This window comes from Psychromonas sp. (assembly GCF_041586535.1).
Classification (GTDB): Bacteria; Pseudomonadota; Gammaproteobacteria; order Enterobacterales; family Psychromonadaceae; genus Psychromonas.
In genome coordinates, this window is the sequence record NZ_JBFGZY010000068.1 from 1 (window position 1) to 20,115 (window position 20,115).

Genomic DNA, 20,115 nt, shown 5'->3' on the forward strand with positions numbered 1-20,115 from the left:
ATCTGTTTAGGCGTCAGGAAAAATAAATGAAAGCGAGGCATTGATTGCAGTAACTAGTTGTTCTAATTGCAAAATCAATAACGAAGCTAGCATTTATTTTAACAAGCATAAATGATCAGATAATTAATCTGATTGGTATAAGATATTGATCGTTGTTGCGTGTTATTCATGTTCAAAAGCGAGTATTCGGATTTTGAACATGAATAACAGGATTTACTATTACTCTTCCGGGTAGGTTCCCCAGCCATCATAATCAATTGAGAATGACTGTGCCAACACCAGTAATTTCTCAACATCTTCCATAATCGCTTCTTCATCGAGGTTCATTTCGACAACAACATCAAAACTTAGGATGATAGATCCGTCCTCTAATTCAAATTCTTCAGGATCGGTAACTTCATAACCTTTTTTGAAGCAGGCGACAGCCGCTTTTTCCAATACATCAAAATCCGTACAGGAGAGGTGATGTTCGATCATATAAACAGCATCAGGGTCACTGCCGTCTTCTAGAATCGCTTCTACAATTTCTTCCGTTTCCTGGCGATGCTCAGCCAGCAGCTCTTCTAAACTTAATGCTTTTTCCATTTTTAATTCCTCTTAATCGCCGCTTTCTGAATTAATATCGGGGCGGTTCACTTCTTGATTCAACTGGTGATATTTTGCGGACATAATAGCGTAAGAGTCCTGCATTAAGCGACGAATTTCACGTTTTTTGTACTGACTAATATCAATAGGCTCGAGCATTTCTACAATCACTTCACCATTATCCCAGCGGTTCAGATCCACTTGGTTGTGGGTGTTGGAGGTCACTGTTGGTACGATATTAACACCTGCTTGTAATGCTGTGTGAAATGCGCCCATTTTAAAAGGCAATAAACCCCGGCCCCGGCTGCGGGTTCCCTCGGGGAATATCCACACTGCCAGATTTTTAGCGCGCATCTGCTCTACTACCTGGTTAATGGTATTGCGTGATTTATTTTGATTCTCTCTGTGAATCAGAATGTTACCCGTTAGCCAGTAGATAAGGCCGAAAAAGGGGATCCACACCAGACTTCTTTTACCAATAGTCACTGAACCGGGTTGCACCGCGCCCGATACCGTCACCATGTCATAGCTGTTCTGGTGATTGGCCAGATAAACCACTGAGCCATTGTTTTTGGCGCTTTCAGGAATACGGATGGTCACCTTCAGACCGAACAACCAGGACATTTTGCTGAATAACATCGCAAAATGGTAAGTGTTCTTGGGGTTGCGCGGGCTGAATAAACAGTAAAATAATGAATAAATGGTCATCAGAATAACCATTACCAGCAATATTATTGCACGGATAATAAATAACATAATATTAAGAGTCTCTTGAGGTTAGTTGTTCGGCTTCAATAATTTCTATTTTATCAACGCGTTGTAAGCCGCGCGGTAATTTACTGCCGCGTCGGCCACGGTCGCCCTGATAATGAGCTAAATCACTGGCTTTTAAAGTAAGTTTGCGTTTACCTGCGTACAAGGTAACAGAACTTCCCTCGGGGATAATTTCCAGCATGGTAACAAACTCTTCGCGTTTAGTCGCTTTTGCGGCAATGATGTTAATCATCTTGTTACCTTTACCTTTGCTTAAGCTGGGTAAACTGTTTACCGGAAAGAGCAGCATACGGCCTTCATTACTGATCGTTAAGCACCAGTCATCATCACTGCCTGTAAGTTTTTTCGGTGGCATTAATTGTGCGTTAGCGGTGAGGTTGATCAGCGCCTTACCATTTTTATTGCGGCTATTGATATCAGCAAATTGGGCAATAAAACCATAACCATGATCACTGCTGATAATAAAACGATCCTGATCATCACCAATTAACGCACAGACAAAAGGCACATTTTCATTTTGGTTAAAGCGTCCGGTCAGCGGCTCTCCCTGCGAACGGGCGGAGGGCAGGGAGTGTGTATCCAGAGAATAGGACCGTCCGGCAGCATCGATAAATATACAACTCTGATTACTTCTTCCCTGTGCCTGAGTAAGAAATTCATCACCGGATTTATAATTTAATGCCTGAGTATCAATATCGTGACCTTTGGCAGCACGAACCCAACCCTGACTTGATAAGACAACCGTTACCGCTTCACTGGGTATTAACTCTTTTTCGGTGAGGGCTTTTGCTTCTAGGCGTTCAATAAGGGGGGAGCGGCGATCATCGCCATATTTTTGCGCATCCGCATGGATCTCTTTTTTAACCAGGGTCTTTAAACGTCGTTCTGAGCTTAATAAAAGCTCTAATTTTTTCTGCTCGGTGTGAAGTGACTCCATCTCTGCGCGGATTTGAATTTCTTCCAGTTTGGCAAGCTGACGAAGTTTGATTTCTAAAATAGCATGCGCCTGAGTTTCAGATAGCCCGAAACGAGACATTAATTCCGCTTTCGCATCATCATAGGTTCTGATGATTTCAATAACTTCATCAATATTCAGATAAGCGGCCAGTAACCCTTCTAAAATATGCACGCGCGCTAAGATTTTATCCAGGCGGAACTGCAGACGGCGACGTACGGTATTTATCCGATACACCAGCCACTCATTTAAAATGCAGACTAATCCTTTAACCTGCGGCCGCTGGTTCAGTCCGAGCATATTCAGGTTAACTTTATGATTAACCTCCAAATCCGTTGAGGCAAACAGGTGGTTCATTAACGCTTCAATATCAATACGATTGGAGCGCGGTATAATGACCAGCCGGGTCGGATTTTCATGATCGGATTCATCGCGCAGATCCGCAATCATGGGTAATTTTTTATCCTGCATCTGTTTGGCAATTTCTTTTAGAATTTTGCCGCCGGAAACACGGTGCGGCAGTGCGCTGATAACAATTTCACCATTGCCCGCAGCATAGACAGCACGGCTTTTAAAGCTGCCGCGGCCGGTTTCGTAAATATTCTTTATCTCTTTCCTGGGGGTGATTATTTCAGCTTCAGTGGGATAATCCGGTCCCTGCACAAAATCCATTAAATCATCCAGATTGGCTTTGGGATTATCAATCAGATGGCAGCAGGCCGCCGCGACCTCACGGGCATTATGGGGCGGAATATCCGTTGCCATGCCGACCGCAATACCGCTTATGCCGTTTAATAGAATATGCGGTAAACGTGCCGGCAGTAATACCGGCTCTTTCAGGGTGCCGTCGAAATTGGGTTTCCAATCCGTGGTGCCTTGCCCCGTTTCAGAGAGTAACAGTTCGGAAAACACCGACAGACGCGACTCCGTATAACGCATTGCGGCAAATGACTTGGGATCATCGGGTGCCCCCCAGTTGCCCTGCCCGTCAATTAACGGGTAGCGGTAGGAGAAAGGCTGCGCCATCAGTACCATAGCTTCATAACAGGCACTGTCACCATGGGGATGGTATTTACCCAATACATCACCAACAGTACGCGCTGATTTTTTATACTTGGCAAGTGCGGATAAACCCAGTTCTGACATGGCATAGATTATGCGTCTTTGCACGGGTTTTAGACCATCACTGATATGCGGTAAAGCTCTGTCCATGATTACATACATGGCATAGTTAAGGTAGGCATCTTCGGTAAATTTAGTTAGCGGTAATTTTTCAATACCTTCTAAGCTTAAATCTATTAGATCACTCATGTGAAACGACCCTGTTTATTGGAGTGCAAAAACGTTGATTATAACGTAAATGCAGTGTAAGAAAAAAATACAAATGAACTATTGAGAGATCCGCGAAAAATACCACGCGCATCTTGAACTGAGGTTATAGCAGTTGCAATATTATGTTATTTATTGGCCAGTTTGGTTTTCAATAAAGATGGTCATTTGCCAACGCAGCCACTCTCTGGTGATTGAATTTAACTTCAGGAGCTTATCTGAATCCAGATAAGCTCCGGTTTTTTTATAGCATTGAAAATGCTTTTTTAGCGGCGATCAGGGTGTTTTCAATATCCTGATCACTGTGTGCTAAAGATAAAAATCCGGCTTCAAAGGCTGATGGCGCAAGATAAATACCCTGTTCGAGCATCAAGTGGAAGAATTTTTTGAATTTTTCTACATCACAGGCACAAACTTGTGCGTAACTGCTGATTTTTTCCTCTTCTGTAAAGAAGAAGCCAAACATACCACCTACATAATTTACTGCCAGAGGAACATTTTCTTCCTGCGCCACTCGCTTTAAACCCAGTGCTAATTTTTCGGTTTGTTCTGCAAGTTTTGCGTATTCCGGTGTATCCAGAGCAGTGAGCGCTGCTAAACCAGCATGCATCGCGATTGGATTACCAGACAGCGTACCCGCCTGATAAACCGGGCCGGTCGGGGCGATATGCTGCATCACTTTTTTACAACCACCAAAGGCACCGACGGGCATGCCGCCACCGATCACTTTGCCTAAGGTTGTTAAATCAGGTTTGATATTGTAATAAGCTTGTGCGCCGCCCAGAGCGACGCGAAAACCTGTCATCACTTCATCTAAAATTAATAAAGCACCATTGGCATCACAGATCTCTCTTAGTCCTTGTAAAAATCCGTTTTCAGGTGGAATACAGTTCATATTACCGGCAACGGGCTCGACGATAATGCAGGCGATTTGTTCTTTGTATTCAGTAAACAACTGCTCTACAGAGGCGAGATCATTGTAAGTTGCCGTTAAGGTGTGCTTGGCAAAGTCTGCTGGAATTCCCGGTGAGCTTGGTTGCCCCAGAGTGAGTGCGCCTGAGCCCGCTTTAACCAATAATGAGTCCGCATGGCCGTGATAATTACCTTCAAACTTTAAAATTTTGTCGCGACCGGTGTAACCACGCGCTAAACGTATCGCACTCATTGTCGCTTCAGTACCCGAGCTGACCATACGCAGTTGTTCCATTGACGGGACTAAACTTTTCACTTTTTCCGCCATGGTAATTTCAATTTCAGTGGGAGCACCAAAACTTAATCCATTTTCCGCAGCGCTTATAACAGCCGCTTTTACATCGGGATGATTATGGCCGAGAATCATTGGTCCCCATGAGCCAACGTAGTCGATGTACTGTTTTTTATCGACATCATATATGTAGGCACCCTGTGCTTTTTCAATAAAAACGGGGCCGCCACCAACGCCATTGAATGCGCGAACCGGGGAGTTAACGCCACCGGGAATAATTGCTTGTGCTCGATCGAAAAGCTGCTTGGATATGCTCATAAAGGTCCTAGTAAATACCATCAAATTAGACCTCTATGATAACAAATCCTTTATTTATGTATATACGCTTGTTGTCTGCAATTTTTTATTTTACTCTTTGATTAATTGGCTATTTATAATTTTGCACGTAGTTTTTTTTGCGTTACATCATTTTAGTTTCAGGTGTTGTTTTATATAATGTTGACCTTGCATTTGTGCTTGGTGCTGTTTGAACCGCTACTTTCATTCTCTTACCTAAAAAATAGTTGTTTTTATTTAATGAATCAAAAAAGACCGACATGGATTACTAATCTCCCTAAACGCCTTATAGAGCGCTTTTTTACCCGTAAAAATAGTTCATTGCTGATTTGGTTATCGGCCTTTATTGGTATTCTAGCCGGCGCTATGTCCGCCTTATTTGATCATGGTATCGTCTGGGTGAGCGAACAGCGTTTACATTTAATCGCCTCTTTTGGTGATTCTAATATTCCGCTGTGGGTGATTGCCATCCCCGTTTCTTCATTGATGGCCGGTTTGGCATTCTACCTGACCCATCGCTTTGCGCCGGAAGCCGGCGGCAGTGGTATTCCTGAGATTGAAGGTGCCATGGAGGGAATGCGTCCGGTACGTTGGAAAAGAGTCATTCCGGTAAAGTTTTTCGGCGGTTTATTAGCCCTTGGCAGTGGTATGGCTCTGGGCAGGGAGGGGCCATCGGTACAGTTAGGCGGCAATATCGGGCGAATGATTTCAGATATTTTTAAAATTGATAAAACTGATGCGCAGGCGCTGTTAGCGGCGGGCGCTGCCGGGGGGTTAGCTGCAGCCTTTAATGCACCACTTGCCGGGATAATGTTTGTTATTGAAGAGATGCGTTCACAATTTAATTACAGCTTAACCTCTACAAAAAGTGTTTTTATGAGCGCGGTCATGGCAACGATTGTGATGCGTTTTGTAGCGGATCAGGATGCGGTGATCACCGTTACCCAATATTCACATCCTAATCTGCTGTCATTATGGTTATATCTGCTCTTGGGTTTTTGTTTTGGCGTGATCGGTCTGTTTTTTAATAAAATGCTGCTTGCCACGCAGGATATGTATCTGTTTATCCATAAAAATAAACGCTGGCGTTTTGTCGCTATCGGCTTGTTTCTCGGGGCTGTTTTTGGCGCTTTATCTATCTTGGAGCCAACCTTCGCCTATAGCGGTATAGAACTGATTCCCGAGATAGCAGGCGGGCACTATTTCGCTGGTGGCTTAATGGTTATTTTTCTTTTCCGCACATTAACTACTTTGGTTAGTTTTGGCTCCGGTGCACCAGGTGGTGTTTTTGCGCCTACCTTAGCGCTGGGCACATTATTTGGTATGTTATTCGGATTGGCCGGGCATGCTTTATTTCCCGAAATTGTGACCGAGCCGGGCAGGTTTGCTATCGCCGGGATGGGCGGGTTATTCGCAGCATCGGTACGCGCGCCGATCACCGGCATATTATTAGTGATTGAAATGACCAGTAATTATGAGATGATTTTACCCTTAATCGTGACCTGCCTGGGGGCGACAATGGTTGCGCAGACGCTTGGCGGACGTCCAATTTATACACAGTTACTTGAGCGGACCATGCGTCTGTCTATGCGTCAGAAACGTGAAGAACAGACACGCAAAGCGATGCAGCATCTGGATCGCAAGCAAAGGTAGTGTTTAATAAGAGAATTTACATGAGTTAATACTTGAACTCGTTAGTCAGGTACTGGATAATGATTCTCTGCTTACAAATTTTTAGAGGTTACGATGACATCCGAAGTCGAAATGGCAATGCCAATTTATTTTAGTGACAGTGCTGCGCATAAAGTCAAAGGACTGATTGCGGAAGAAAACAATCCAGCATTAAAATTACGTGTGTACGTGACGGGCGGTGGCTGTTCAGGGTTTCAGTACGGTTTTACTTTTGATGAAAAAGTAAATGAAGGTGACACCTTGATCGAAAATGATGGTGTGACGTTATTGATTGATTCTATGAGTTTGCAATACCTGGTCGGCGGTACCGTCGATTATGTTAATGGTTTAGAGGGGTCGCGATTTTTTGTTAATAACCCCAATGCCACGGCGACTTGCGGTTGCGGTTCGTCTTTTTCAATATAAGCTTTGCTCTTTGCAAAATTATTCGCACAGGCATACTCTTAGCCCGGTGCGAATAATTTGCTGAAAACCTTTTTTTAATCTTCTCTTATTTCTGATTAGATATTATCCCAGTCAACCACTCCTTGTTTATTTAACTCGCGCAGTAGTTTTTTATCGACTAGATTATAAGTTATGCTTTTGATTAAGGCCTGCTTATGTTTGCTCGAATTATCCATTTTTTTTCCTATCGCCCTTATTGGATTGCGCTGCTTATTGCCTGCCTGCTATTCTTGTGGATGTTTTCCGGCAGCCTGGAACATCAACCGCTAGCAACAAAAAAAACAGCACAAGAAACTCTTCCCAAGGTGCAGGTAACTCACTTAATCCCTCAACAAATAACCAAGTCATTAAGCCTATATGCGCGCAGTAAAGCCAATAGTCGGGCTGTAGTCCGTGCTGAGGTCGCGGGGGTAATTATCAACAGTTTGGCGACCAAGGGGCAATATGTACAACTGGGAAATAGATTAGTCGATATAGATAAAAATGAATTACCTGTCAGGCTCGGCCAAGCCAAAGCGTTGCTCGATGAGCGGCAGTTAAATTATGATGCGGTGAAATCGCTGAATGCCAGAGGTTTGCAGGCAAGTATCCGCCTGGCTGAAGCAAACAGTTTATTATTAATGGCTAAGTCCGAAGTTGAAGTATTACGCCTGATGCTGGCTCGCACGAATATTCGCGCGCCTTTTGCGGGTATTCTGCAGGAGCAATTTGTGGAACAGGGCGATTATGTCAAAGTTGGCGATCCTGTTTTCAGCATAGAAAACATTGATCCGATCGTTTTTCGCGGTGATGCTACGGAGCACCATGTCAACCAGCTTAGTGTAAACCAGAAAGTCACTGCAACGCTGTTATCGGGCGAGGTGTTAAGCGGTAAATTAACCTATGTATCAGCAGTAGCGGATCCGCGCAGCAGTACTTTTGCTGTTGAAGCACAGTTTACCAATCCGGATTTGAAAATCTTTTCCGGAATCAGTGCAGAGCTGGTCATTCCGCTTTATAGCGTACAGGCCGTTTACGTCTCACCTTCAGCGTTAGCAATGGATGAAAACGGTAATTTAGGCGTTAAATCAGTTGTAGACGGAGAGGTTGTTTTTACCGCGATTGAACTGGTTGAGGCTGGCAATGACGGTGCCTGGTTAACAGGTTTTCCCGGCGCGGTGGATATTATTACCCTGGGACAGGGGTTTGTTAAACCGGGCGACCGCGTGCAGGCCATTGCGGCGGAGCAGTAATCATGCGCACCATTATTGAGGCCTCATTATCCCGCAAACGCGCTGTATTAATGCTGCTGGCCTTTTTATTGACTGCCGGTCTTGGGGCTTATATTAATATCCCCAAAGAAGCTGAACCGGATGTGCCTATCCCGATTATATATATATCTGTCCGCCATGAGGGGATCTCCCCTGAAGATGCTGAGCGCCTTCTGTTACGACCATTAGAGCAGGAGCTGCGTGGTCTCGAGGGAATAAAGGAGATGAAAGCAACGGCAAGTACCGGTCATGCGTCGGTTATTTTGGAATTTTATGTGGGGATTGACATTAAAGATGCGTTAATTGATGTGCGTGAGCAGGTCAATCAGGCAAAGGGGAAATTACCTCAGGGCGGGGACGAGCCGATTGTCCGGCAGGTGACCTTGGCGACTGAAAACCCTGCCTTGACTATTTTATTGTCAGGCAGTGCACCGGAGCGTGCGATGGTGACCCTGGCTCGCACTCTGCGGGATAATATAGAAGGGTTTGCAGAAGTGCTGGAAGTGAAAATAGGTGGTGACCGTGAAGATATGGTGGAAATTTTGGTTAATCCGCTGTTGATGGAAAGTTACCGGCTTAATATGAATGATATCTACAACCTGGTTTCCCGTAATAACCGTCTGGTCGCAGCAGGTGTTTTGGATACCGGAAAAGGACGCTTTCCCATTAAAGTGCCCGCGGTTTTTTCTACCATTAAAGATGTTTTGGAGATGCCGATTAAGGTTGACGCTGATAAGGTGATCACCTTTGCCGATGTTGCCCGGATTCGGCGTACTTTTAAAGACCCGACAAGTTTTGTCAGGGTCAATGGTTTGCCGACCATCTCTCTGGAAGTGGTTAAGCGTCCAGGGGAAAATATCATCGATACGGTTGCTAAAGTTAAAGCTTTTATGAGCGATAATGAAGATCTCTTACCCAATAATATCCAGATCAGTTATGCAGGCGATCGTTCTGAAGATGTCAAAACCATGCTTAACGACCTGCAGAATAATGTCCTCAGCGCAGTTTTATTAGTGGTAATTGTGATTATCGCCATTCTGGGATTAAGAAGTGCGGCTTTGGTTGGCATTGCAATTCCAGGTTCATTTTTAACCGGTATTTTAGTACTTTGGGCCTCCGGCATTACCGTCAATATTGTGGTGTTATTCGCGCTGATTATGTCAGTCGGGATGCTTGTTGATGGTGCGATAGTCGTTACTGAGTTTGCGGATCGGGCGATGGCAGCTGGTGAATCCCGTCATACAGCTTACCTCCATGCGGCAAGGCGCATGGCATGGCCGATTATTGCCTCAACAGCAACAACCCTGGCTGCCTTTGCACCTCTATTATTCTGGCCCGGTATTACCGGAGAGTTTATGAAATACCTGCCGCTGACATTGATTGCCACTTTAACTGCTTCCCTTGTTATGGCGCTGATCTTTATTCCTGTATTGGGCTGTGTGGTTGGAAAACCACGCTTGTTATCTGAACAGGAAAAAAAGAATGCTTTATTAGCAGAAAGCGGAGACCTGTTAACCTTAAGCGGTTTTTCCGGATTTTATGTAAAAACACTCAATAAAGCGATTAAAAGTCCCTGGCTGGTACTATTCGCCGCGACAGCTATCGCTGTTTCCGGGGTTGTCTTATTTGCAAAATCAAATTTAGGGGTCGAGTTTTTTCCGGAAGTAGAGCCTGCCGGTATTAATGTCAAAGTACGCTCTTACGGTGATTTTTCGATCTATGAACAAGATGAGATTATGTCGCGTATTGAACAGAAAATCTTACCGCTCAGTGATGAAATCGATACCCTTTACCTGAAAACCGGAGACGAAACAGGTGAATTGATTGGTAATATGCGTATCAATCTGCATGACTGGCAGGACAGGCGCAGCGCTAATAAAATTATTGCTGATATCCAAACACGTACCCGAGATCTGCCCGGAGTTGAAATTGAGCTTAAAAAAGATCAGGCGGGCCCGCCTGCCGGTAAAGCGTTACAAATTGAAATCAGCTCAAGGAACCCGGAACTATTGCAGGAAAGTGCAGAAAAAATTCATTATCTGCTCCAGAAAAAACCGTATTTTGTGAATATTGAAGATGATGGTGAGAAACCGGGGGTTGAGTGGCAACTCAAGATTAATCGCGCCGACGCTGCCCGTTATGGCGCCGATGCAACCCTGCTCGGAAGCAGCGTACAGTTTTTGACTAATGGGTTGATGTTGGGTACCTATCGCCCCGATGATGTCGATGATGAGTTGGATATCCGCGTCCGTTACCCGGAAAAAGAGCGTACCTTAAGTAAACTTTCAGCACTGCGCCTGCAGACCAGCGCAGGACAGGTGCCGATCAGCCAGTTTGTTTCCTTTATGCCCTCTGCAAAACAGTCATCAATAAAAAAAGTGGATAGCCGTATTGTGATGACCGTGGGGGCAGATATCGCAGCAGGTTATAATCTGAGTCTTATTTTACCGGAGCTGGAAAATGAATTACCCGACTTGGGGTTAGATCCGCGTGTAAGTTTAAAAGTTCGTGGTGAAAATGAAGATCAGCAGGAATCGGCTGAATTTCTGGAAAGTGCTTTTATAGTGGCGTTATCCGTTATGGCACTTATTTTAGTACTGCAGTTTAACTCTTTTTACCAGGCATTTTTAATTTTGAGCGCTGTGGTTTTTTCAACCACGGGGGTTTTTTTCGGTCTTTTTTTAAGTCAAAGTGCTTTTGGCATTATTATGTCGGGTATCGGTGTTATCGCCCTGGCGGGGATAGTTGTTAATAACAATATCGTTTTAATTGATACTTTTAATGTATTAAAAAACAGTGCCTCAAGTATTGAAGAGGCAATATTAAGAACCGGTGCGCAACGCATCAGACCGGTATTATTAACCACAGTAACCACTATTTTCGGGTTGATGCCGATGGTGTTAAAAGTGAATCTGGATTTTTTTAACCGCAGCATTGAGTTTGGTGCCCCGTCCACGCAATGGTGGGCGCAACTTGCCACCGCCATCGCCGGTGGTCTGACCTTTGCAACCCTGTTAACACTGGTTTTAACTCCCTGTTTGTTGATGATTGGCGCCAATGTTTCAAGATACATGGCTGGGTTTGCATTGTCCCGCAAAATAAAATAAACACTTTCCTAAGCAGCACTCGATGAAAGCTTATTGATACCAAATCCGATAATTATCTACTCATTTATACTTGCTAAAATGAATGCTAGCTAGACATAAAACTACGTTTTAGTCTTTGTTATTGATTTTGCAATTAGAACAACTAGTTACTGCAATCAATGCCTCGCTTTCATTTATTTTTCCTGACGCCTAAACAGATCATTTAATTAATCCAATTGGTATAACTGCTGATTACACTGAATTTTTACCTAAATGAATTGCTCTGCTGTATACTCATGCCGCTTTATTCTGTAGCGGCATCTGAAAGGGAAATAGGAACAGTGGACAGTCAACTATGTTAGAAAAATTTATTTATATTGCCGATATGATCGGTGTGATCTCCTGTGCGATTTCGGGAGTATTAGTGGCTACCCGCTTACGTATGGATCCCTTTGGCATCATCGTTCTTGCCGGAGTGACTGGTATCGGTGGCGGTACACTTCGGGATATGATGATGGGCGCAACGCCGGTGTTCTGGATCGTTGATAATAACTACATCTACGTTATTTTAATCACTGCGGCGTTAAGTGTCTGGTGGTTACATCATATTCATCGCGCACCCCCTTATTTATTGCTTATTTTGGATGCATTTGGCCTGGCGACCTTTACCGTTATCGGTGCCCAAAAGGCATTGTCCCTGGGCTTTAGCGGGCCTGTTGCCATTAGCATGGGGTGTATAACTGGCGTCGTGGGGGGGATGATTCGGGATCTGCTCAGCGGTCAAATTCCTTTTGTTCTGCAGAAAGATATTTATGCAACCGCATCTATTCTTGGCGGGGTCTTATTTGTGTTTTGCAAGTACATTGAATTGACTCCTATTTTAGCTATGAGTATCGCAATCAGCGGAACATTAATATTACGTCTGAGCGCAATATACTGGCATCTTACTCTGCCGGTGTTCAGCTCGGACAGAGAAGCTTAACCTTTTGCAACGTCTGAGTTGAATAAACAATCATTAGCAATGAATTTTTATTGATGCATTTTCGCCAGACGGTTGATAACATATCTTAATTAAGAGTTTAAATAGGTGTTGTAATGGACGTAGTACAAGATTCAAAACAGTTAGTAGACTGGTTCCGTAATTCGGCGCCATATATTAATGCGCACAGAGGAAAAACCTTTGTTCTAATGATCGGAGGGGAAGCCTTAGAAACCGATAATTTTCAGCATATTATCAATGATATTGCATTATTGAACAGTTTGGGCGTGAAGCTGGTTTTAGTGCATGGTGTGCGTCCACAAATTCAAAAACAGTTGGAGATGCATGGCCATGAAAGTCAGTTTGCTGATGATTTGCGTATCACCGACGACAAAAGTCTGACCCTGATAAAACAGGCCGTTGGCGCGGTACAAATTGAATTACAATCACGTTTATCCATGGGCTTGGCGAACTCGCCAATGCAGGGGGCGGCGATACGTACGGTGATCAGTAATGTGGTAACTGCGCAGCCTATAGGTATTAAAAATGGTGTTGACTTCTGCCATGCCGGTAAGGTCAGAAGAATTGACGTGGTTGGCATAAGAACCCAGCTTGCTTCTGGCGCTATTCCGGTTATTTCACCTATTGGTTATTCGGTGACCGGTGAAGTGTTTAATCTGCTGGCAGAAGAGGTGGCAACGCAGGTAGCTGTGGGGTTAGAGGCCGATAAATTCATCGGTTTCTGTTCCAATACCGGGGTACTGGATGAGGATGGTAATGTTATTACCGAACTTTTGCCTAGTGAAGCTCAAGAGCATATCGATATTATGGAGAAAGAGTCGGATCAGGCCTCCGGTACATTACGTTTTTTACGAGCAGCACTGGCGGCGTGTAAATCGGGAGTTTCACGCAGTCATTTGATTAGTTATTATGAAGAGGGGGCTCTGCTGAAAGAGCTGTTTACCCGTGATGGAGTGGGCTCTCAAATTGTAAAAGAAAGCTATGAGAGAATCAGAACTGCCACTATTGATGATATCGGTGGTTTACTGGAGCTGATAGAACCTTTAGAAAAACAGGGGATTCTGGTTAAGCGTTCACGTGAGTTATTGGAGAATGAAATAGGACATTTTCAAATTGTTGAACGTGACGGTATGGTTATCGGCTGCGCTGCGCTCTATCCTTTTGAAGATGAAAAAATGGGAGAGCTTGCCTGTCTGGTCAGTCACCCCGAATACCGCAGAAGCGCAAGAGCAGATAATTTGGTGCTGCATATAGAGCGTAAAGCAAAGGCGCTGGGGTTAGATTCTATTTTTGTTTTGACCACACAAAGTATACATTGGTTTAGAGAAAGAGGCTTTGAGTTTGCTGAGCTTAGTCAATTGCCCAAGGCTAAAAAAGAGCTGTATAACCTTAAACGCAACTCTAAGATCTTAGTTCGCAAGATTCGTTAAATTACGCTGATAACAACAAGACCCCATTTACATTTTTATAAATGGGGTCTTGTTGTTACACGTATTACTATTTAACCTCAACTCTGGATTAATGAAAGCGTCATTGTGTCGATTTTCTTATCCAGAGCTTAGGTTATTTCAATACAGGTATTCATTTTGGTTTATGGTTGCATTTGCCATCGATAGGTTCACCGTACAGGTAAAGACTATGGTTGGTTAATTTAATACCGTATTTTTCAGCAATCAGCTTTTGCTGTTGTTCAATAATGTTGTCATTAAACTCAATGACTTCCCCACAGGTTAAGCAGACAAGGTGATCATGATGGTGTTGATTAGCAAGTTCAAATACTGATTTACCACCTTCAAAATGATGGCGGGTGACAATACCCGCATCGTCAAATTGATTTAGTACGCGGTAAACAGTTGCCACGCCCACTTCATCTTCTTGCTCAAGTAATTTTTTATAAAGATCTTCGGCACTAATGTGTTGATTCTCTGGCTGTTGTAATAAGCTTAAAATCTTCACCCTGGGGGACGTTATTTTCAGTCCGGCTTCTTTTAATGCATCGTGTTCTATAGACATGCTGGATCCCTACTGTGTGAGTGACGGGTAATTAATCTGCAAGTTCGGCAAGGCACATTTCATCGTAAACTTGTTTTGACCATTCTTTTACGCGAGTAGCAGTTAGTTCAGGTTGACGATCTTCATCGATACCAAGGCCGATAAAATGCTCATCATCAATTTGCGCTTTTGATGCTTCAAAATCATAACCGGCAATAGGCCAGTGTCCGACAATGATAGCACCTTTGCTTTCAACGATATCGCCCAATTGTCCCATAGCATCAAGAAAATATTCCGCATAATCTTCCTGATCACCACAGCCGAAGATAGCAACCAGCTTATCATTAAAATCAATATCTTCTAATTCAGGGAAAAAATCATCCCAGTCGCATTGCGCTTCACCGTAGTACCAGGTTGGAATACCAAATAACAGTAAGCTGAATTCTGCAATTTCTTCCTTGGTACTTTTGGCAATGTCTTTAACTTCAACTAATTGTTGACCTAACTCTTTTTGGATCATTTTAGCAACAGCTTCTGTGTTGCCTGTGTCACTACCAAAAAAAATACCTACACTAGCCATTGTCGATTACCTTTATTTTTAAATTAATTTAACTGTTCGTGAAGTAACTGATTAATTAACTCTCCACGACTAATTTCCTGCTCTTTTGATAGTCTATTCAGTTTTTCAAATAATTGACCATCAACTTTTAATTCAATACGTTTTAAACCTTTCTGCTTATCGCGCAGTACCTGCTTCTTTTTATTGATCTTAAGCTGAACTTGGCGACAATACGGATTGCTTTTTGGTCTGCCTGGACGTATCTCATCAGCAAAAAGATCGTGCGTTATACGATCAAATGATTCTTTTGCCATTTCTTTACCTAAAACTACTATTCTTGTGCTAATAGGGTTAACTGCACGGTATATAATCAACCATTAGTTAAGTGCATTAGAGTATTTTTTGTGACTAGCCAATACCCTTACTAGTCCAAATTATTTCAATAATTGCTTTCGCGATAAAGCCTGTACAACCAAAAAATAGGACAGCCCAAACTACTTGCCGGCCAAATTTAGGCACATTACCGCGTTTTAATACATCTTGAATGGACAGGCCTATTAATAAAAAAAGCAGTAGGTAAAAGCCATACAGGCCAATTATCTCAATCTGTTCAGTGTATTCTTGTAACACATCAAGGCCCCATTCAAAAAAGAAGGGGGAATATAACATAGTCCGCGGGTTATTGGGAATACGATTTTGTCCGCTTTGTCAGTTTGTTAAACAGCTGCATTGTCTGTTGATTTAAAAAATTCTTTTACCAAGCGGTTAAAGGTTTTAGGCTTTTCTGCGTGTAACCAATGGCCTGTACCATTTATCACTTTTGCCTGCGCGTTGGGAAAGTAGCGTAAAATAGTACTTTGATATTCAGGTTTAATATAATCTGAATCAGACCCTTTAATAAAAAGCACCTTTTTATTAAAAATGTTGTCGCTCTCAGGCCAGCCTCGGATCGAAGCGTAATTTGCGATGAGTGCGCTTAAATTAAACTGCAGTTTAAAATATTCACCCTGTTTGCGCAGTGATTTTAGTAAAAACTGACGGACTTCTGGCATCTTAACATAGCCACTTAAGATTGAATCCGCTGCTTTCCGGGTTGTTATCTGCTCTTTTGCAACGGCTGTTAACCCTTTAAAAACATCATTGTGTTTTTCCGGATAGGCAACAGGGGCGATATCTGCGACGACTATTTTATTGATACGCTGTGGATTCAATAAAGCGCAGGCCATAGCCACTTTTCCGCCCATTGAATGACCTACAATGGAAAAGTTTTCTATATTAAGGTGATCCGCTAATCTGAAAATATCATTAGCCATTTCATGATAAGTCATGGAATTATCATGCGGACTGCTGCCATGATTTCTTAAATCAACAGAAATAGTGTGATGTGTGTCGTGTAATTCGTTCTCTAACAAAAAGAGGTTTGAGAAACTACCGAATAACCCGTGTATGATAAAAATGTTTTCACCTGATTGTTTTAATTCAGATAAAGCCGGTTGCTTGTGTTGGTAATTAAGTATCATAGAATTCTGTCTTAAAGTGAAATATTATGGGCAGACATTTTTGACGATGACAATCAATATGTCTGCGGATAATATGAAAATGGCTATTCAAAAGGTTGAAGAGGCATGCTTGTCTTTTAACTGGCTCCGGAATAGACCAAAAAATAATATCTTTTTCAGTTTAACATAGTTGCAACATTAACTGATTGTTTTTTATAAAATTGTATTTCTGATATAAATTTTGTAGTTAGTGTTTGTTAGTGAAATTTTTTTAATTTTCAGACTGAAATAGAATACAATACAGTAAAATAAAAATAAAAATAAAATAATAAGAAAAGTGGTGAATAACGAATGGTGAAAAAATGAAGAATATTGAAATAGAAGATGATCTTTATAAATATATTTTGGCTAATATTGAAGCCTTCGGAGAAACGCCTTCACAGATTCTACGTAGATTATTGTCATTGCCTGATACCTCTGAAAGTAAGCCTGTTTCAACAGCACCTGCGGAAAAAGTCGAATCACCTTCGCGGAAAATAACTACGGCGGAGTCAGGCACGACTGCTGAGCAATCCAGTGCTGATATTTCATTACCGGCGTCACTGTCTCACGGCGTTCAGGCGCTATTTGAAAGCGAAGTATTTCAAACAGAAACGATCATTACTAATAAATTTATGATGATGTTGACGACTATGTATCACGAGAATAAAAATGCCTTTGTAGCGGCTGCTGAAAAAACCAAAGGGCGCACCCGAGATTACCTCGGACAAAATTTAAAGGCATTATTAGCCATCGATAATGAAGAAGAACTGGCCTTATTTAAAGCCAGTAAGCCGCGTGATATTCCCTATACGCCATTTTGGGTTATTACTAACGCGAATACCGGCCGAAAACGCATTATTATCACGCAAATGATGGCCTCTATGGGGTACCCCCATCATTTGATCGAACGTATAAAAGATGAGATTTAATGGTAATACCAATCAGACTAATTATCTGGTTATTTATGCTTGCGAAAATAAATGCTAGCTAGACAGAAAACTACGTTTTAGTCTTTGTTATTGATTTGATTCAAAGCGTCCTGTTCTTCACCACTTTGTGGCCAGCTAAAGCTGTTCAAAATCGTTCCATACGATTTTGTATAATGAGGAAAACTAGTTTTTGCAATCAATGCCTTGCATTCATTTTCTCTGGCGTCCGAACTGATCATTTAATTAATCCAATTGGTATAACAGCTGTTTTGTTTAGTGAACGATATTTAACCGAATACTCCAGGCATGTGAAGATAGACTTTCAAATGCTTAGATACCCAGTGTAACAACATTTTTTATTTAAACTTATGAGGTAGTAAATATTATGGCAATACATCCCCGCGCAGGCCAACCTGCACAGGCTCAAGATTTAGTCGATATCCCTAAGTTAGTTTCAGCATATTATATTAACCTTCCCGATGTCACGGTAGCGAGTGAGCAGGTGGCATTTGGTACCTCCGGGCATCGCGGCAGTTCATTGAAGAACGCTTTCACTGAATTACATATTTTGGCAATCAGTCAGGCATTAGCTGAATATCGTACTAAGCAGGGGTATACCGGGCCGATGTTTATCGGTAAAGATACTCATGCTTTATCTGAGCCTGCTTTTGTTTCTGCTGTACAAGTTTTAGTGGCGAACGGCATTAAAGTGATAGTGCAGGCTGGCGGTGGCTACACACCCACACCGGTTATTTCACATGCTATTCTGCAGTACAATAAAGCCAATCCGGATAATTTGGCTGACGGTATTGTTATCACTCCATCTCATAATCCTCCTGAAGATGGTGGTTTTAAATACAATCCGCCAAACGGCGGGCCTGCTGACAGCGATGTAACAAAAATCATCCAGGATCGGGCCAATGAAATTTTGAATGATAATTTCGATGATATTCAGCAGTGGGATTTCACTGAAGCAATGGAATCTGACTTAGTTGAAGAATACGATTATGTTCAGCCCTATGTTGATGATTTGAAAAATGTGCTTGATTTAGATGCTATTGCAAAAGCCGGAATCAAAATTGGTGTTGATACGTTAGGCGGTTCAGGTGTTGCATACTGGCCAGCCATTGCTAAAACTTACGGTTTAGATATTGAAGTGGTAAACGATCGCGTTGATCCGACTTTTTCTTTTATGACGTTAGACAAAGATGGCAAAATCCGTATGGATTGCTCTTCTCCTTATGCAATGGCCAGTTTAATAAACCTGAAAGATAAATTTGATGTCGCTATCGCTAACGATCCCGACTACGACCGTCACGGCATTGTTACCAAAAGCTCCGGTTTATTAAACCCGAATCACTATCTTGCTGTGGCAATTAATTATCTGTTTACCCATCGCAGTGACTGGTCTGAGGATGCTAAAGTAGGTAAGACATTGGTATCTAGCTCAATGATTGACCGTGTGGTTGGACAGCTTGGTCGTCAGATGTCTGAGGTGCCGGTCGGCTTTAAATGGTTTGTGGATGGTTTATTCGACGGTTCATTTGGTTTCGGTGGTGAAGAAAGCGCCGGCGCCTCTTTCCTGCGTAAAGATGGTACGGTATGGAGCACCGACAAAGATGGTATTATTCTCGCGTTATTAGCGGCTGAGATTATTGCTGTTACAGGCAGAGATCCTGGTGAGCATTATGCAGAATTTGCTGAAAAATTCGGCGCTCCGGTTTATACCCGTTTTGATGCTCCAGCCAGCCCTGAACAGAAAGCGGTATTAGCTAATCTGAATGCGGATATGGTTGAAGCGGAAACCTTAGCAGGTGAAAAAATCACCGCTAAATTAACCCACGCGCCAGGTAATGGCGCCGCTATCGGTGGTTTGAAAGTGACCACTGAGAACGGCTGGTTTGCTGCCCGTCCATCAGGTACTGAAAACATCTATAAAATTTACTCCGAGTCATTTCTTGGTGACGAACATATTGCACTGATTCAAAAAGAAGCACAGGAAATAGTTGCACAAGCTTTTGTTAAAGCCGGCTTATGATCCGGTAGATGATGTGAGTTAATTTTTTAGCAAAACGAGGGGAGACCCTCGTTTTTTTTTTCGTTAAAGCCTCCAAAAAAGTGACTGCCTGCGTTACTTTTAATTATACCAATTCCGATAATTAGATGATCTATTTAGGCGTAGAAAAAATGGATGAAAGCAAGGCGTTGATTGCAGTAACTAGTTGTTCTAATTACACAAAATCGTATGGAACGATTTTGAACAGCTTTAGCTGGCCACGAAGTGGTGAAGAACAGGACGTTCTGAATCAAATCAATAACAAAGACTAAAACGTAGTTTTATGTCTAGCTAGTTCTCATCCAGAAACAGCGTATTTTTAGTACCCCCTCAGTTCGGTCTTGGATTTTATCATGATTCCAAGGCCAATCTTACCTTCAGTA

The 20,115-nt window shown here is 42.6% G+C and carries 19 protein-coding genes; 9 read left to right on the top strand and 10 right to left on the bottom strand.

Annotated features, from left to right (window positions below; translation table 11 throughout):
- Window positions 1–219: 219 nt before the first annotated feature.
- The 4 genes from rraB to hemL all read right to left on the bottom strand — a co-directional run bounded on the left by rraB (window position 220) and on the right by hemL (window position 5,165).
- Window positions 220–585 (bottom strand): ribonuclease E inhibitor RraB, encoded by a 366-nt coding sequence (gene rraB, locus ABZA00_RS09165; protein ID WP_372881857.1) that lies wholly within the window; start codon window positions 583–585, stop codon window positions 220–222.
- Between the two features lie 12 nt (window positions 586–597).
- On the bottom strand, window positions 598–1,341 hold the full coding sequence (locus ABZA00_RS09170) for a 1-acylglycerol-3-phosphate O-acyltransferase (RefSeq protein ID WP_372881859.1): 744 nt from the start codon (window positions 1,339–1,341) through the stop codon (window positions 598–600).
- Window positions 1,342–1,345: 4 nt separating this feature from the next.
- On the bottom strand, window positions 1,346–3,625 hold the full coding sequence (gene parC / locus ABZA00_RS09175) for a DNA topoisomerase IV subunit A (RefSeq protein ID WP_372881860.1): 2,280 nt from the start codon (window positions 3,623–3,625) through the stop codon (window positions 1,346–1,348).
- A gap of 262 nt (window positions 3,626–3,887) precedes the next feature.
- Complete coding sequence (gene hemL, locus ABZA00_RS09180) at window positions 3,888–5,165, bottom strand: glutamate-1-semialdehyde 2,1-aminomutase (protein WP_372881861.1); 1,278 nt, start codon at window positions 5,163–5,165, stop codon at window positions 3,888–3,890.
- A 258-nt stretch (window positions 5,166–5,423) separates the two neighbouring features.
- On the opposite strand from hemL, the gene clcA reads away from it, so the two are divergent.
- From clcA to argA, 6 genes are all read left to right on the top strand, one after another.
- A complete protein-coding gene (gene clcA, locus ABZA00_RS09185; protein ID WP_372881862.1) occupies window positions 5,424–6,836 on the top strand; it encodes a H(+)/Cl(-) exchange transporter ClcA in 1,413 nt (470 codons plus the stop codon).
- 93 nt (window positions 6,837–6,929) lie between these two features.
- Entirely contained in the window at window positions 6,930–7,280 is a 351-nt protein-coding gene (gene erpA, locus ABZA00_RS09190) for an iron-sulfur cluster insertion protein ErpA (RefSeq protein WP_372881863.1), read from the top strand.
- Between the two features lie 194 nt (window positions 7,281–7,474).
- On the top strand, window positions 7,475–8,551 hold the full coding sequence (locus tag ABZA00_RS09195) for an efflux RND transporter periplasmic adaptor subunit (protein WP_372881864.1): 1,077 nt from the start codon (window positions 7,475–7,477) through the stop codon (window positions 8,549–8,551).
- Between the two features lie 2 nt (window positions 8,552–8,553).
- Window positions 8,554–11,676, top strand: coding sequence for an efflux RND transporter permease subunit (locus ABZA00_RS09200; protein WP_372881865.1), 3,123 nt, complete (start codon window positions 8,554–8,556; stop codon window positions 11,674–11,676).
- 334 nt (window positions 11,677–12,010) lie between these two features.
- Window positions 12,011–12,637, top strand: coding sequence for a trimeric intracellular cation channel family protein (locus tag ABZA00_RS09205; RefSeq protein ID WP_372881866.1), 627 nt, complete (start codon window positions 12,011–12,013; stop codon window positions 12,635–12,637).
- A gap of 113 nt (window positions 12,638–12,750) precedes the next feature.
- A complete protein-coding gene (gene argA / locus ABZA00_RS09210; protein ID WP_372881867.1) occupies window positions 12,751–14,085 on the top strand; it encodes an amino-acid N-acetyltransferase in 1,335 nt (444 codons plus the stop codon).
- Between the two features lie 151 nt (window positions 14,086–14,236).
- Here the strand turns inward: argA and fur are convergent, their stop codons facing one another.
- The 5 genes from fur to ABZA00_RS09235 form a co-directional block, all read right to left on the bottom strand.
- Window positions 14,237–14,668, bottom strand: a complete 432-nt coding sequence (gene fur, locus ABZA00_RS09215) for a ferric iron uptake transcriptional regulator (RefSeq protein ID WP_372881868.1) — start codon at window positions 14,666–14,668, stop codon at window positions 14,237–14,239.
- Between the two features lie 31 nt (window positions 14,669–14,699).
- Window positions 14,700–15,227: a flavodoxin FldA gene (gene fldA, locus ABZA00_RS09220; protein ID WP_372881869.1), complete on the bottom strand. Its 528-nt coding sequence runs from the start codon at window positions 15,225–15,227 to the stop codon at window positions 14,700–14,702.
- 23 nt (window positions 15,228–15,250) lie between these two features.
- Window positions 15,251–15,520, bottom strand: a complete 270-nt coding sequence (gene ybfE / locus ABZA00_RS09225) for a LexA regulated protein (RefSeq protein WP_372881870.1) — start codon at window positions 15,518–15,520, stop codon at window positions 15,251–15,253.
- 94 nt (window positions 15,521–15,614) lie between these two features.
- Window positions 15,615–15,836, bottom strand: coding sequence for a DUF2788 domain-containing protein (locus ABZA00_RS09230; protein WP_372881871.1), 222 nt, complete (start codon window positions 15,834–15,836; stop codon window positions 15,615–15,617).
- A gap of 86 nt (window positions 15,837–15,922) precedes the next feature.
- Window positions 15,923–16,726, bottom strand: a complete 804-nt coding sequence (locus ABZA00_RS09235) for an alpha/beta fold hydrolase (protein ID WP_372881872.1) — start codon at window positions 16,724–16,726, stop codon at window positions 15,923–15,925.
- 341 nt (window positions 16,727–17,067) lie between these two features.
- Between ABZA00_RS09235 and ABZA00_RS09240 the strand changes: the two genes are divergently transcribed.
- Window positions 17,068–17,676, top strand: a complete 609-nt coding sequence (locus ABZA00_RS09240; protein WP_372881873.1) for a replication initiation regulator SeqA — start codon at window positions 17,068–17,070, stop codon at window positions 17,674–17,676.
- Window positions 17,677–17,753: 77 nt separating this feature from the next.
- Here ABZA00_RS09240 and ABZA00_RS09245 read toward each other — a convergent pair whose 3' ends face one another.
- Window positions 17,754–17,915, bottom strand: a complete 162-nt coding sequence (locus ABZA00_RS09245) for a hypothetical protein (RefSeq protein ID WP_372881874.1) — start codon at window positions 17,913–17,915, stop codon at window positions 17,754–17,756.
- A 146-nt stretch (window positions 17,916–18,061) separates the two neighbouring features.
- On the opposite strand from ABZA00_RS09245, the gene pgm reads away from it, so the two are divergent.
- Complete coding sequence (pgm, locus tag ABZA00_RS09250; RefSeq protein ID WP_372881875.1) at window positions 18,062–19,714, top strand: phosphoglucomutase (alpha-D-glucose-1,6-bisphosphate-dependent); 1,653 nt, start codon at window positions 18,062–18,064, stop codon at window positions 19,712–19,714.
- Between the two features lie 125 nt (window positions 19,715–19,839).
- On the top strand, window positions 19,840–20,004 hold the full coding sequence (locus ABZA00_RS09255; RefSeq protein ID WP_372881876.1) for a hypothetical protein: 165 nt from the start codon (window positions 19,840–19,842) through the stop codon (window positions 20,002–20,004).
- Window positions 20,005–20,115 lie beyond the last annotated feature (111 nt).

What these genes read in the sequence shown, in the direction of transcription:
- rraB (WP_372881857.1), bottom strand. Translation starts at nt 585, where the DNA reads ATGGAAAAAGCATTAAGTTTAGAAGAGCTGCTGGCTGAGCATCGCCAG.
- ABZA00_RS09170 (WP_372881859.1), bottom strand. Translation starts at nt 1,341, where the DNA reads ATGTTATTTATTATCCGTGCAATAATATTGCTGGTAATGGTTATTCTG.
- parC (WP_372881860.1), bottom strand. Translation starts at nt 3,625, where the DNA reads ATGAGTGATCTAATAGATTTAAGCTTAGAAGGTATTGAAAAATTACCG.
- hemL (WP_372881861.1), bottom strand. Translation starts at nt 5,165, where the DNA reads ATGAGCATATCCAAGCAGCTTTTCGATCGAGCACAAGCAATTATTCCC.
- clcA (WP_372881862.1), top strand. Translation starts at nt 5,424, where the DNA reads ATGAATCAAAAAAGACCGACATGGATTACTAATCTCCCTAAACGCCTT.
- erpA (WP_372881863.1), top strand. Translation starts at nt 6,930, where the DNA reads ATGACATCCGAAGTCGAAATGGCAATGCCAATTTATTTTAGTGACAGT.
- ABZA00_RS09195 (WP_372881864.1), top strand. Translation starts at nt 7,475, where the DNA reads ATGTTTGCTCGAATTATCCATTTTTTTTCCTATCGCCCTTATTGGATT.
- ABZA00_RS09200 (WP_372881865.1), top strand. Translation starts at nt 8,554, where the DNA reads ATGCGCACCATTATTGAGGCCTCATTATCCCGCAAACGCGCTGTATTA.
- ABZA00_RS09205 (WP_372881866.1), top strand. Translation starts at nt 12,011, where the DNA reads ATGTTAGAAAAATTTATTTATATTGCCGATATGATCGGTGTGATCTCC.
- argA (WP_372881867.1), top strand. Translation starts at nt 12,751, where the DNA reads ATGGACGTAGTACAAGATTCAAAACAGTTAGTAGACTGGTTCCGTAAT.
- fur (WP_372881868.1), bottom strand. Translation starts at nt 14,668, where the DNA reads ATGTCTATAGAACACGATGCATTAAAAGAAGCCGGACTGAAAATAACG.
- fldA (WP_372881869.1), bottom strand. Translation starts at nt 15,227, where the DNA reads ATGGCTAGTGTAGGTATTTTTTTTGGTAGTGACACAGGCAACACAGAA.
- ybfE (WP_372881870.1), bottom strand. Translation starts at nt 15,520, where the DNA reads ATGGCAAAAGAATCATTTGATCGTATAACGCACGATCTTTTTGCTGAT.
- ABZA00_RS09235 (WP_372881872.1), bottom strand. Translation starts at nt 16,726, where the DNA reads ATGATACTTAATTACCAACACAAGCAACCGGCTTTATCTGAATTAAAA.
- ABZA00_RS09240 (WP_372881873.1), top strand. Translation starts at nt 17,068, where the DNA reads ATGAAGAATATTGAAATAGAAGATGATCTTTATAAATATATTTTGGCT.
- ABZA00_RS09245 (WP_372881874.1), bottom strand. Translation starts at nt 17,915, where the DNA reads ATGATCAGTTCGGACGCCAGAGAAAATGAATGCAAGGCATTGATTGCA.
- pgm (WP_372881875.1), top strand. Translation starts at nt 18,062, where the DNA reads ATGGCAATACATCCCCGCGCAGGCCAACCTGCACAGGCTCAAGATTTA.
- ABZA00_RS09255 (WP_372881876.1), top strand. Translation starts at nt 19,840, where the DNA reads ATGATCTATTTAGGCGTAGAAAAAATGGATGAAAGCAAGGCGTTGATT.